This window comes from Shinella zoogloeoides (assembly GCF_020883495.1).
Taxonomy (GTDB): domain Bacteria; phylum Pseudomonadota; class Alphaproteobacteria; order Rhizobiales; family Rhizobiaceae; genus Shinella; species Shinella zoogloeoides.
Map to the genome: position 1 here is coordinate 271,871 of NZ_CP086611.1, position 12,431 is coordinate 284,301.

Annotated in this window: 11 protein-coding genes; 4 read left to right on the forward strand and 7 right to left on the reverse strand. The window is 64.6% G+C overall.

Going from position 1 to position 12,431, the window contains the following annotated elements:
- Window positions 1–39 precede the first annotated feature (39 nt).
- Complete coding sequence (locus K8M09_RS20800) at window positions 40–1,452, reverse strand: alanine/glycine:cation symporter family protein (RefSeq protein ID WP_229342484.1); 1,413 nt, start codon at window positions 1,450–1,452, stop codon at window positions 40–42.
- 226 nt (window positions 1,453–1,678) lie between these two features.
- Here K8M09_RS20800 and K8M09_RS20805 point away from each other — a divergent pair, with 226 nt between their 5' ends.
- Complete coding sequence (locus tag K8M09_RS20805; RefSeq protein ID WP_229342485.1) at window positions 1,679–2,179, forward strand: hypothetical protein; 501 nt, start codon at window positions 1,679–1,681, stop codon at window positions 2,177–2,179.
- A gap of 21 nt (window positions 2,180–2,200) precedes the next feature.
- On the opposite strand, the gene K8M09_RS20810 is transcribed toward K8M09_RS20805, so the two are convergent.
- Both K8M09_RS20810 and K8M09_RS20815 read right to left on the reverse strand, forming a co-directional pair.
- On the reverse strand, window positions 2,201–2,821 hold the full coding sequence (locus K8M09_RS20810; RefSeq protein ID WP_160787468.1) for a pentapeptide repeat-containing protein: 621 nt from the start codon (window positions 2,819–2,821) through the stop codon (window positions 2,201–2,203).
- A gap of 10 nt (window positions 2,822–2,831) precedes the next feature.
- Complete coding sequence (locus K8M09_RS20815; protein WP_160787469.1) at window positions 2,832–3,461, reverse strand: TetR/AcrR family transcriptional regulator; 630 nt, start codon at window positions 3,459–3,461, stop codon at window positions 2,832–2,834.
- Between the two features lie 120 nt (window positions 3,462–3,581).
- Here K8M09_RS20815 and K8M09_RS20820 point away from each other — a divergent pair, with 120 nt between their 5' ends.
- Window positions 3,582–5,618 (forward strand): NADH:flavin oxidoreductase, encoded by a 2,037-nt coding sequence (locus tag K8M09_RS20820; RefSeq protein WP_160787470.1) that lies wholly within the window; start codon window positions 3,582–3,584, stop codon window positions 5,616–5,618.
- A 1-nt stretch (window position 5,619) separates the two neighbouring features.
- On the opposite strand, the gene K8M09_RS20825 is transcribed toward K8M09_RS20820, so the two are convergent.
- From K8M09_RS20825 to K8M09_RS20840, 4 genes are read right to left on the reverse strand one after another with little or no spacing between them, the layout of a single operon-like run.
- Window positions 5,620–5,865, reverse strand: coding sequence for a hypothetical protein (locus K8M09_RS20825; protein ID WP_160787471.1), 246 nt, complete (start codon window positions 5,863–5,865; stop codon window positions 5,620–5,622).
- On the reverse strand, window positions 5,865–7,097 hold the full coding sequence (locus K8M09_RS20830; protein WP_160787472.1) for an aminomethyltransferase family protein: 1,233 nt from the start codon (window positions 7,095–7,097) through the stop codon (window positions 5,865–5,867). Before K8M09_RS20830 ends, K8M09_RS20825 begins: the two co-directional genes overlap by 1 nt.
- Window positions 7,094–8,650, reverse strand: a complete 1,557-nt coding sequence (locus K8M09_RS20835; RefSeq protein WP_160787473.1) for a phytoene desaturase family protein — start codon at window positions 8,648–8,650, stop codon at window positions 7,094–7,096. The genes K8M09_RS20830 and K8M09_RS20835 overlap by 4 nt, the downstream gene beginning before the upstream one ends.
- Window positions 8,637–10,256 carry a phytoene desaturase family protein gene (locus K8M09_RS20840; RefSeq protein WP_160787474.1) on the reverse strand — a complete coding sequence of 540 codons (1,620 nt, stop codon included), beginning with the start codon at window positions 10,254–10,256 and terminating at the stop codon, window positions 8,637–8,639. Before K8M09_RS20840 ends, K8M09_RS20835 begins: the two co-directional genes overlap by 14 nt.
- Window positions 10,257–10,530: 274 nt before the next feature.
- On the opposite strand from K8M09_RS20840, the gene K8M09_RS20845 reads away from it, so the two are divergent.
- Window positions 10,531–11,190, forward strand: coding sequence for a TetR family transcriptional regulator C-terminal domain-containing protein (locus tag K8M09_RS20845; protein ID WP_160787491.1), 660 nt, complete (start codon window positions 10,531–10,533; stop codon window positions 11,188–11,190).
- A gap of 25 nt (window positions 11,191–11,215) precedes the next feature.
- On the forward strand, window positions 11,216–12,298 hold the full coding sequence (locus tag K8M09_RS20850; protein WP_160787475.1) for an ABC transporter substrate-binding protein: 1,083 nt from the start codon (window positions 11,216–11,218) through the stop codon (window positions 12,296–12,298).
- The last annotated feature ends 133 nt before the right edge of the window (window positions 12,299–12,431 follow it).

Below are 12,431 nucleotides of genomic sequence, written 5' to 3' on the forward strand. Positions count from 1 at the left end.
GCCGGCGCCCTTGCGTGCCGGCGGGCGGCTTTCCAACGGTTACTTTCGCGCCCAGATGGCGTGCTCGATCTTGCCCTTCAGTTCCGGATAGGCTTCGGGATCGAAACGCGGCTCGCCGACCCTCTTCTGGTCGAAGTAATCCTTCGTCAGCTTCGCCACGGTGCCGGAAAGCAGTACGATGGCGACGAGATTGACCGAGGCCATCAGGCCCATGGCTGCATCCGCCATGTTGAAGACGACGGCCACCGTCGTATAGGCGCCCCAGATGACCATGAGGAGGACGCAGACCCGGAGCGCGGCGATGGTTCCCTTGTTGTCGAGCTTCAGGAAGACCATCGCATTCTCCGAATAGGCGTAGTTGCCGATGATCGAGGTGAAGGCGAAGAAGAAGATGGCGATGGCGATGAAGTAGCGGCCGGCCTCGCCGATATGGGCGACCATGGCCTCCTGCGTCAGCGGCGTGCCGGTGAGTTCGGAGCCGGGCGTCATGACGCCGGAGAGCAGGATCATGATGCCTGTGGCCGTGCAGATCAGGATCGTGTCGATGAACACGCCAAGCGCCTGCACGAAGCCCTGGCTGGCCGGATGGTGCGGCGAGGGCGTGGCGACGGCGGCGATATTGGGCGCGGAACCCATGCCGGCCTCGTTGGAGAAGAGGCCGCGCTTGACGCCATTCAGCATGGCGCCCGCCACCCCGCCGGCTGCCTGCTCGATGCCGAAGGCGCTCTTGACGATGAGGGCGATGACGCCTGGTACTTCGGTGATGTTCGCCAGCACGACATAGATCGCCATGCCGAGATAGGCGACGGCCATGAAGGGCACGACATATTCGGCGACCTGGGCGATCTGCCGGATGCCGCCGAAGATCACCACCGCCGTCAGCACGGCGAGCGCGACGCCGACCCACAGCTTGTCGATGCCGAAGGCGCCCTGCATGGCGTCGGCGATGGAATTGGCCTGTACGGCGTTGAAGACGAGGCCGAAGGCGATGATGAGGCAGACGGAGAAGATGACGCCGGCCCATGGCGCGTTCAGCCCGCGGGAAATGTAGAAGGCCGGCCCGCCGCGATACTGGCCGTCATGATCGGTGATCTTGTAGAGCTGCGCGAGCGCGCTTTCGGAATAGGCTGTCGCCATGCCGACGGCCGCGACCACCCACATCCAGAACAGCGCGCCCGGCCCGCCGAGGAAGAGGGCGACGGCGACGCCGGCAAGATTGCCCGTGCCCACGCGCGAGGCGAGGCTGGTGCAGAGCGCCTGGAACGGCGTGATGCCGCTGGCGTCGCTGGCCGGGGCCTTCATCACGGAGCGGAAGAGTTCGGGGAAATGCCGGAACTGGATGAAGCCGAGGCGCAGGGTGAAGTAGATGCCGACCGCGATCAATCCATAGATGAGGACATAGCCCCAGAAGATGGTGTTCAGGAAATCGATGATGGCGTTGAGAACGGTCACGGTGGCCTCCCTGCAGCACGGACGGCACGGGACCGCCATCGGCGGCCATACCTGTCCGCCGCTGCATCCGGTGCGCGTGATTTGAGATGAACTGACGCAGGGATACTTGCATGGTGGGGACGATGCCGCAACCTGCAAAAAAGAGCCTGTCCGCAAGGCGGGCGAGCCGTTGCGCCATGCCCGTCCATCCGTGTAAGGAAACGCGTCTTCCACCAGCACGGAACCCATGATGGCTGCGCTCTATGCCGATTACGTTGCGGATCTGAGAACCCTGTTCGGCGAACTGGATCGTCGGCCCGATCTCTTCCAGACCTTCGATGTGCGTCTGGAACTGGCGGCGGCGGGCGGGCTGGTCGTCTACGAGACGAAGCGGCGCAAGGGGCAGACGGACAGCCTGTATTATGGCCGCTCGACGGAGAGCGGCGACAACCGCCAGCTTTCGCAGGCTTCGGCCTTCGCAGCGCTCGACCGGTTCTTCTCGCTGGGGCAGTTCGTTGCGCTTTCGGGCGAGGGCGAGGCGCGCGCGCTGGACGCCGGGTATCCGCATTGCGCCGTCAATTTCTCCTATCGCAAGAAGGGCCAGCCGAGCGCGCGGTCCATGCTTATGGTCTTCGTCGGCTTCAACGACGAGGCGGACGCGTTGCAATATGTGTCCGCGGCGGAAGACAGGTCCGCCTTCGTGATGGAACGGCCCTGCCGCGGCGCCAAAGCCTACGAGTGGAAGTAAGGCGGCTCCGCCGCGCCGGGATTATTTCCGGCGCACATCGAAGCCGAGAGCTTCGGCGATGACGATCGTCTGATCGATCGTGATGATCGCTTCCTTGAGCTTGACGTTTTCCGGCTCGATCGCCGTCAGGTCGCTGCCGCGCAGGTCGCAGCGCGAGAAATCGGCGCCGTGCAGCCAGGCGCCGGAGAGGTCCGCATCCCGGATCGAGCCGCCCTCGCAGATCGCGCCCGTCAGGTCCGTCTCCCGCAGGCGGGTGCCGCTGAATGTCGCGCGGCGCAGGTCCGCACCGGGCAGGCCCGTGAAGGACCAGTCCCCGTTGACGACCTTCATGTTGTCGAACGCGCAGCGGTCGAACATGCTGCCGACGAACTTGCATTCGGTGAGGATGCTGTCGAAGAAATTGCACGAAATGAAGGTGCAGTTCACGAAGGCCGCGCTTTCATGCACGGAGGCACTGAAGCGCACGCGCCGGAAGGTACAGGCATTGAAGACGCTGCCGACATTGCGCCCGTCCGTGAAATCGAGGTCGGAAAAGAGCGTGCTTTCATGGTGCTCGCGCTCCAACTCCCTGCCGTACCAGTCCGCCCCGGCGATAGTCTCGGTGATCGGTGGCGCGGGTTCGCCGTAGCGTCGTTCTGCCATGGTGCCTTCCTCAGTCCGGCCTGTAACCGTGACGGGCGAAGAAGCGGTCGAGTTCGCGTGGCTGCGGCATCTCGCCGGTATAGATCGCGATATAGTCGGGAATGCGCTTCATGCGGGTGGCGATATCCTCGCGGGACTGCATGGAGATATAGCCGATCTGCACCAGATAGGTCGTGCGGGCGCGCACGTCGGCGGCCGTTTCCGTAAAGCCGAAACGCATGAACATGCGGCTCAGCGCCTCCAGCCGCGCCTGATCCGCCTGCCGGACCTCTTCCAGAATATCCTCCGATTGCAGCGCCCAGCTTCGCACCGCGAATTCGAACTGCGCGTCGAACAGGTCCTTGTCCAGCCAGCAGTCGAAGACGTTCAGCATCGCCTCGGCGATGGTCTCGGCATAGGCCTCGGAGCGCCTGACCATGTTGCCGGTGTTCTTCTCCCGCCAGCGTGCCACGAGCGCGGCCAGCAGCTCCTCCCGGTCCTTGAAGAACCAGTAGAAGCTCGTGCGGGAAAGATTGAGCCGCTTGGCGAGCGGCAGGATTTTTACGGCCTCGACGCCGGATTCCAGCAGGGCGTCATAGGCGGCCTCCAGCCATCCCTCGTGGGAGCCGCGCCAGCCGCTGTCGTTCGTCGCCTGTTCCATGCCTGCTCGTAGCAAATCGGCCGCCCGGTCACAAGGGACTGTACATCGATGTTCTTAATATTGACATAAGTGTACATTTTGTCTTAGCGTTGCGGCATCACCCCAGCCGGAGCCATTCGCATGTCGAACGATCCCCTCCTTCAGCCCTATCGCCTGAAGCACTTGACCCTGCGCAACCGCATCATCGTCACCTCGCACGAACCGGCCTATCCCGAGGACGGCATGCCGAAGGAGCGCTATCGGGCCTATACGGTGGAGCGGGCGAAGGGCGGCGTGGCGCTGACGATGACGGCCGGCTCGGCGGCCGTATCGAAGGACAGCCCGCCCGTCTTCAACAACCTGCTCGCCTACAAGGACGAGATCGTGCCGTGGGTCCGCCAGATGACCGACGCCGTGCATGAGGCGGGGTCCGCCATCATGATCCAGCTCACCCATCTCGGCCGCCGCACGCGCTGGGACAAGGGCGACTGGCTGCCGGTGCTTGCCCCCTCGCACCAGCGCGAGGCCGCGCACCGCGCCTTTCCGAAGAAGCTGGAAGACTGGGATATCGAGCGCATCGTCAAGGACTTCGCCGACGCCGCCGAGCGCATGAAGGCGGGCGGCATGGACGGCGTCGAGCTTGAGGCCTACGGCCATCTCATCGACCAGTTCATTTCCCCGCTCACCAACGAACTCGACGGCCCCTATGGCGGCTCGCTCGATAACCGCATGCGCTTCTGTTTCGACGTGTTCCGGGCGATGCGCAAACGGGTGGGCGACGACTTCATCCTCGGCGTGCGCTACACGGCCGACGAATGTCTTCCCGGCGGCACGGGCAAGGCCGAGGGCCTTGAAATCTCGCGCCGCCTCAAGGAAAGCGGCCTCATCGACTATCTCAACGTGATCCGCGGCCATATCGACACCGATCCGGGCCTCACCGACGTCATTCCCATTCAGGGCATGGCGAGCGCGCCGCACCTCGATTTCGCCGGCGAGGTGCGCGCCGCCACCGATTTCCCGACCTTCCATGCCGCCAAGATTCAGGATGTCGCGACCGCCCGTCACGCGATTGCCGCCGGCAAGGTCGACATGATCGGCATGACGCGCGCGCACATGACCGACCCGCATATCGTGCGCAAGATCATCGAGAAACGCGAGGACGATATCCGCCCCTGCGTCGGCGCGAATTACTGTCTCGACCGCATCTACCAGGGCGGTCTTGCCTTCTGCATCCACAATGCGGCGACCGGCCGCGAGGAAACGATGCCCCATGTCGTCGCGAAGGCTGATGTGCGTAGGAAGATCGTGATCGTCGGCGCGGGGCCGGCGGGGCTGGAGGCGGCGCGCGTTTGCGCCGAGCGCGGGCATGAGGTCGTGGTCTTCGAGGCGGCGAGCAATCCCGGCGGGCAGATTCGTCTGACGGCGCAGAGCGAGCGGCGGCGTGAGATGATCGGCATCGTCGACTGGCGCATGAGCCAGTGCGAAAAGCTCGGCGTTACTTTCCATTTCAACACCTGGGCGGAGGCCGATACGGTGCTTGCGGAAAAGCCCGACGTCGTGATCGTCGCGACGGGTGGTCTGCCGCATACCGAGGTGCTGGCCAAGGGCAACGAACTGGTCGTCTCCTCCTGGGATATCATTTCCGGCGATGTGAAGCCGGGAACGAACGTGCTCGTCTATGACGATGCCGGCGACCATGCGGCGCTGCAGGCGGCCGAGGTCATCGCGAAGACCGGAGCGAAGGTGGAAATCATGACGCCGGACCGCGCCTTCGCGCCGGAGGTCATGGCGATGAACCTCGTGCCCTATATGCGCGCGCTGCAGAAGCTCGACGCGGCTTTCACCGTCACCTACCGGCTGGAGGCGGCGGAACGGCGCGGCAACCAGCTTGTCGCCCATGTCGGCAGCGATTACGGCGGCGTTTCGAAGGAGCGCGTCGTCGACCAGATCGTCGTCAATCACGGCACCGTGCCGCTGGACGATCTCTATTTCGAGCTGAAGCCCGGTTCGAAGAATCTCGGCGAGGTCTCCTACGACGAACTGTTGTCCGGTGCGCCGCAGACCGTCGAGCGCAATCCCGGTGGGGCCTATCAACTCTTCCGCATCGGCGATGCCGTTGCGGCCCGCAATACCCACGCGGCGATTTACGACGCGCTGCGGCTCGCCAAGGACCTCTGAGCTAGCCGGCGGCCCGGTGGGCCGCCAGCTTCTCGATCCAGTCGGCGCCGATCCGCCAGCGCTTCAGCACGGAGACGGGGTCTTCCGCGTCGAGCCGCGAACAGATGCGGTAGACCTCCAGCACCTCGGGCGTCATCTCGCCGCGCTGGCAGAAAAACATGGCCGCCGCATAACGCGCCCGCCCGGACCATTCGGCACCGGGCGGCAGGGAGACGATCTCCCAGTTGCGGCGGGTTTCCTCGTCCATCAGCGAAGGCCCGGCGGGGTCGCCGTGCGGCGCGCTAGCTTGACGAAGGGGCGTGGAACGATCTTCGCGCGCTTCATCAACTTCTGGTATTTCAGTTCGCGCAGCGCATAGATTTCCACCCAGAGGTCCTCGGTGAATTTCGAGCCGTAGGGCCGTTCGAGGCTGGCGATGGCGATATTCCGCTTGGCCGTCGGCGACCAGATCGCGGCGGTGACGAGGCCGGCCTCGTGTTTTTTCCGATAGTAGACGATGGCGTGCTCGGCGGGGACGTTGCCCTCGATCTCGAGGCCGACAAGGATATGCTTGAGCGTTCCGTTGCGCCGTGCGTCGAGGATCGCCCGGCGTCCGTTGAAGTTGGGCTTGTCGGGGTCGACCAGCCAGTCGAGGCCGATTTCGTCGGGCATGCGCACCCTGTCGGAGCGCAAGGCGGCTTCGGCGGTCACGAAATCCGCATTGGCGACGATGAAGCCGGTCTCGATGCGCGTCTGGTTGAGCGCGCCGTAGCCGATGGCGCGGATGGCGTGCGGCTGGCCGGCAGTCCAGAGACGATCCCACAGGGAAAGCGCCTTGGCGCGGGGCAAGAAGAGTTCGTAGCCGAGGTCGCCGGTAAAGCCCGTGCGCGAGATCGTCACCTCGCCGCCGTCATGTGGGAAGGCGGCGATGTCGAAGGGCTTCAGCCGCTCCACGCCGGCAAAGCCGGCGTCGCGCAACACGGCATAGCTGGTCGGGCCTTGCAGGGCGAGGCCGGCGATTTCCTCGGTTTCCTCGTGGAGATCGACGGTGAAGCCGAAAGCGCTGTCGAGCAGCCAGGGCAGGTGGCGTTCCTGGCAGCAGAGGCGGAATTCCTGTTCGCCGAGACGGAAAAGCGTACCGTCGTCGAGCACATGGCCGTGATCGTCGCACCAGGCGGTGTAGTGCACGCGGTTGACGGCGAGTTTGCGCACATCGCGCAGGGTCAGGCGGTTGAGGTAGCGTTCGGCATCCGGGCCGGTGATGCGGTACTTCACCATGGGCGAGATATCGAAGAGCGCGGCGGTGGAGCGGATGGCGAAATATTCCAGTTCCGCGTCGAAAAGGGAATGGGGGGCCTTGTAGCCGGCCCAGTCGTACCAGTCGTTGACCTCGCTCAGCGCCATCAGCCGTTCGTGGAAGGGCGTTTCGAGACGCGGGGTGCGAATATGGTCGCGTGCGGCGCGGCGCAGGTCCGAGGCGGATTTTGTCATGGCGTTCATGCCCTGGCTCCCGAAAGGATATGGCGGGCCGCGTTCCAGCCCGGCAGGCCGGAAATGCCGCCGCCCGGATGCGCCCCGGCGCTGGCAAGATAAAGCCCCTCTATGGGCGTGCTGTAGCCGGATGCAGCCCCTGTCGGCCGGTTGACGAGAAGCTGGTCGGCCTGCAACTCGCCATGATGCCAATGGCCGCCGGGCAGGTTGTATTCCGCCTCGATATCGACGGGCGTCATCAGGTCGGCGGCGACGATGGACTTGCCGATGCCGGGGGCATGCTGTTCCAGCGTCTCCAGCACGATCTTGAGGAAGGCCGGCTTGCCCGCCTCCCAGCCCGCCTTGAGGCGATAGGGCGCGTATTGCACGAGGGCCGACAGCGTGCAGCCGCCGGAAGGCGCGAGCGGGGGATCGGCAAGGCTCGGCAGGGTGATCTCCATCACCGGATCGGGGGAGAATTCGCCGTATTTCGCCGGATTGAAGGCCGTTTCGACCTGCTCCATCGAGCGCACCAGCACGATGCGTCCGCTTCGGGCGTCGGCTGAAAGACCTTCTAAATTCGGAATGGTGTCCAACGCAAGGTCCAGCTTGGCGACATTGCCGTGGCTGCGCACATTCTTCACCGAGCGCACGAAGCCGGTGCCGCTTTCGGCCGGGTCGACGAGGTGGAGGAAGGTCGTCTGTGGATGGATGGCCGAGACGATGACGGGCGCGGTGATCTCCGCGCCGTCGCGGGTGACGACACCGCTCGCCCGGCCGCGATCGGCAAGGATGCGGCCGACGGGCGCGCCGCAGCGGATGGTGACGCCGGCCTTCTCCGCCGCCTTGAGGAAGGCGGGGGCGATGCTCGCCATGCCGCCCTTCGGCACGAACTGGCCGCCGGTCCGGCCGGCGACGTCGCCGGTCAGCCGGTAGTAGAGGCCGAGCAGGGAGGTGGGCGAGCGCGGGCCGAGATGGATGCCGAGCGTCGCATCGAAGGCAAGGAGGCCCTTCAGGCAATCGTCGGTCAGGTATTCGTCCGAAACGTCGGCGACGTTCATCAGCAGCATGCGCAGGAAATCGCGGCCCTCGCTGCGGCCCTTGCGGATCAGGCTGAAGCCGGTCGCTGCGAAGGTGGAAAGATCGCCCAGCGAGATTGCGCCGATCTGCGGCGGCGGGCGGCGCAGGAACCGCTTCAGAAGGCCGGCCTGGAAGACGAGCTTCTTGCGCATCGCCGCGAAGGCGGCCTCCTCTTCGGTGGAGACGCCGTCGATGCTTTCGCCATAGGCACCGTGGAGCGTGACGGCCCGGCCGGAGCCGTCGAGAACACTGGTCGGCAGCAGTCGGTCGTCGCCAGCGAGGTCGAGGCCAAGGTCGCGGGCGACCTCGCTGTCCAGCCGGTTGACGAGATGGGCAAGGCCCGCCGAACGGAAGCCGGGGGAAAATTCCCGGCCGCGCATCGCGCCGCCCGGTTCGTTCGCCGCTTCCAGAACGAGGACGCGGCGGCCGCCCTTGGCAAGGCGCGTGGCGGCGGCGAGGCCGTTGTGGCCCGCGCCGATGACGATGGCATCATATGACGTCATGGGCTTTGCTCATCTGTTCGGGCGCGCGCTTGAGGTCGCGCAGGATTTCGGCGGCGGCGTTGCGGCCGGGCGCGCCCATCACCCCGCCGCCCGGATGGGTGGAGGAGCCGCACATATAAAGCCCGGAAATCGGGCTGCGATATTGCGCATAGCCGGGCACCGGCCGGTTGAAGAGAAGCTGGTCGAAGGTGAGTTCGCCCTGGAAGATGTTGCCTTCGGTCAGGCCCACCTCGTTCTCGATCTCGCGCGGCGTGCGCACTTCCATATGCACGATGCGGTCGCGGAAGCCGGGGGAATAGTCGGCGATCTGGCTGATGACGGTTTCGGCGAAGGCGTCGCGGTCCGCATCCGTCCAGTCGCGGCCCTCCACCTTGGGTGGGCAATATTGCACGAAGCAGCTCATGAAATGCTTGCCCGGCGAGGTCATGGTCGGATCGAGCAGGGTGGGGATCATCATGTCGAGGAAGGGATCGGCCGACCAGCGTCCGGCCTTCCAGTCGTCATAGCCGCGCTCCATGCGCTCGATGGAATCGGTGAAGTGCATGTCGCCGCGAATACAGGTCGAGCCTTGCGGCAGAGCGGGGAATTCCGGCAGGCTGTCGAGCGCGATGTTCACCTTGCCGGAGGAACCGCGCATCTTGAAGTGTTTTACGCGATGGACGAATTCGCCGGGCAGCGTGTCCTCGTCGACAAGCTTGAGGAAGGTGCGCTTCACGTCCGCATTGGAGACGACGAGGCCGGCGCGGATTTCGTCGCCGTTCGCGAGTACCACGCCGCTGGTGCGGCCGCCGCGCGTCAAAATCTTCGAGACCTCGGCATCGGTGCGGATCGTGCCGCCCGAGGCGAGGAAGGAGCGGGAGAGGGCTTGCGTTACCGCGCCCATGCCGCCGCGTGCATAGCCCCAGGCTCCGACCGAGCCGTCCACTTCGCCCATATAGTGGTGCAGCAGCACATAGGCCGTGCCGGGCGACATCGGGCCGAGGGCGGTGCCGATGATGCCGGAGAGCGCGAGATAGGCCTTGATCACGTCGGTCTCGAAATATTCGTCGAGGAAATCGGAGATCGACATGGTCCAGAAGCGCAGCGTCTCGGTCATTTCATGCGGGCTGAACTCGCCGAATTTCTTCGCGAGATAGAGCAGTTCGGAAATGTCGCGCGGGCGGAAGCCGAACGGGTCGGGGGCGGTGCGCATCAACAGCGGCTGGATGAAGCGGCACTGGCGCGTCACGTCGCGGGCATAGCGCTCATAAGCCTCCGCATCGCGCTTCGAATAACGGGCGAATTCGCGGCGGTGGCTGTCATGGTCGCGGTAGGAGGCGAGATAGTCGCCGTCGCGGGTGAAGACGGCGCCGCCCTCGTAGGAGATGACCTGCAGGCCGTGTTTCGGCAGTTCGAGATCGCGCATGATCTCCGGCCGGAAGAGGGAGCAGACATAGGAACAGTTGGAATAGAGGAAGCCGGGCGTCAGCTCGCGGCTCGTCGCCGCCCCGCCGACCCAGCCGTTCTTTTCCACCACGAGCACGTCGAGGCCGGCGCGCTGGAGATAGCAGGCCGTGACCAGCCCGTTATGGCCGCCCCCGACGATCAAAGCATCGTACTTTCGCATTCTTGATGCCTCCCTTGTTTCTAAAAGCTGCATCAAAAGCAAAATGTTGTCCAGATATTCTGAATGAATATTCAGCAAGGATGTTGCAATCGCCTGATAATGCGCTAGAATTTCCATCCATGAAGGAAAGCGGCGATGACGACGGGAGCGCCATGCGGAAGGTTCTTGACAGCGGAGCGCATTGTCCCGCTCATCAGCGCGGCGGCAGGCCGGTCGCGGGTGTTCGCCCGTGAGTGAGGCTGCGGGCAATGCCAGGGACAGGGCGGCGGTGAAGATGCGGGCAGGCGTGGCTGAGCAGGGTGAAGGCGAGAAGCGGGGGCGCAAGGCCTCCAAGGAAACGCGGCGGCAGCAGCTCATCGAGGCGACGATCGATTCGCTCGCCAAGCGCGGCTATTCCGACACCACGCTTGCGGACGTCGCCGATGGCGCGGGCCTTTCGCGCGGCATCGTCAACTTTCATTTCGAGAGCAAGGAAAACCTGCTGGTCGCCACTCTGCAATATATGTCGGAGGAATATGGCGACCACTGGAACACGGCCCTGGAACGGGCCGGGCCGAGCCTTGCCAGCCGTATCTGGGCCATCGTGCATGCCGATTTCGACCGCAAGATCTGCACCAAGCGCAAGCTTGCCGCCTGGTGCGCCTTCTGGGGCGAGGCGAAGTCGCGGCCGACCTATCAGGCGCTCTGCGGCGCGCGCGACGTGAAGTATCAGGAAACGGTGATCCAGCTTTGCGCCGGGCTGAAGGCGGAAGGCGGCTATGCCTATGAGGCCGAGCCGATGGCGCTTTCGCTCTGCGCCATGCTGGAAGGGCTTTGGCTGCGCCTGATGATGGGCGACGGCACGACGCGGGAAAAGGCGCTGGAGGCGGCCGTCGCCTTCGTCGTCACGGCCTTTCCGGCGCATCTCACCTTGCAAGGACCGAAACCACGATAGGAACCCGAAACGGGAGGAGTACGGCATGACGACTGCAAACACGGCCAGGACCCATACCATCGCGGCGCTTGCCGCGCTCCTCGCCTTCGGAACCGCGCTTCCCGCCATTGCCGCCGATAGCCTGACCGTCTTCGACTGGTCGGGCTACGAGGACCCGGCCTTCCATCCCGCCTATGCGACAAAGCACGGCGGCGAGCCGGACTTCTCCTTCTTCGGCGACGAGGAGGAGGCCTTCCAGAAGCTGCGGTCCGGCTTCAAGGCGGATGTGGCGCATCCCTGTTCGCAGAGCGTCGTGAAGTGGCGCGAGGCTGGCCTGCTGGAGCCGCTCGACACGAGCAAGCTGGCCGCCTGGAACGACATATTGCCGAACTTCAAGGCGATGAAGAACCTGATGACCTCTGCGGACGGAACGGCCTGGTTCATCCCCTTCGAGTGGGGCAATACCGTGCTGACCTACCGCACGGACACGGTGAAGCCGGAAGAGGTGGCTTCGCTGAAGGCCTTTGCCGATCCGAAGTTCAAGGATCGGGTCTCCATCGGCGACAATGTCGACGACGCCTATGCGCTGGCGAGCCTCGCCATCGGCGTCAAGGACTGGACGACGATGACCGATGCGCAGTTCCAGGAGGCCTCCGCCTTCCTGCGCGAGGTCCACAAGAACGTGCGGCTCTACTGGACCGACAATACCGATCTCAGCCAGGCCATGGCGAGCGGCGAGGTCGATCTCGCCTGGGCGTGGAACGAGACGGCGACCACCCTTCTGGCCGAGGGCCAGCCCATTGCCATTCGCAAGGACACCAAGGAAGGGCTTTCCACCTGGGTCTGCGGCTATGTGCGGCTGAAGGGCGCGGAGGCCAATCCGGACCTTGCCTATGACTATCTCAATGCCGTCACCGACCCGGCCGTTGCCGCCTATATGGTCGAGAGTTGGGGTTACGGCCATTCGAATGCCAAGGGCATGGCAGCGGTCGACCCGAAGGTCCTTGCCGACAAGGGCTATGCCGATGTCGACGCCTTCGTCGCCAACACGCTCTTCCAGTCGCCCATGCCGACGGAACTGCGGCAGAAGATGATCGCGGAATTCGAGAAGATCAAATCGGGGTATTGAGGGTGAGGGGAGTTAGGCAGTAGGCAGTAGCCAATAGGGATTGACGCCTTGGCGGCTTCGGACAGCATCACTGCCTACTGCCTACTGCCTACTGCCTACTGCCTACTGCCTACTGCCTACTGCCTACTGCCTA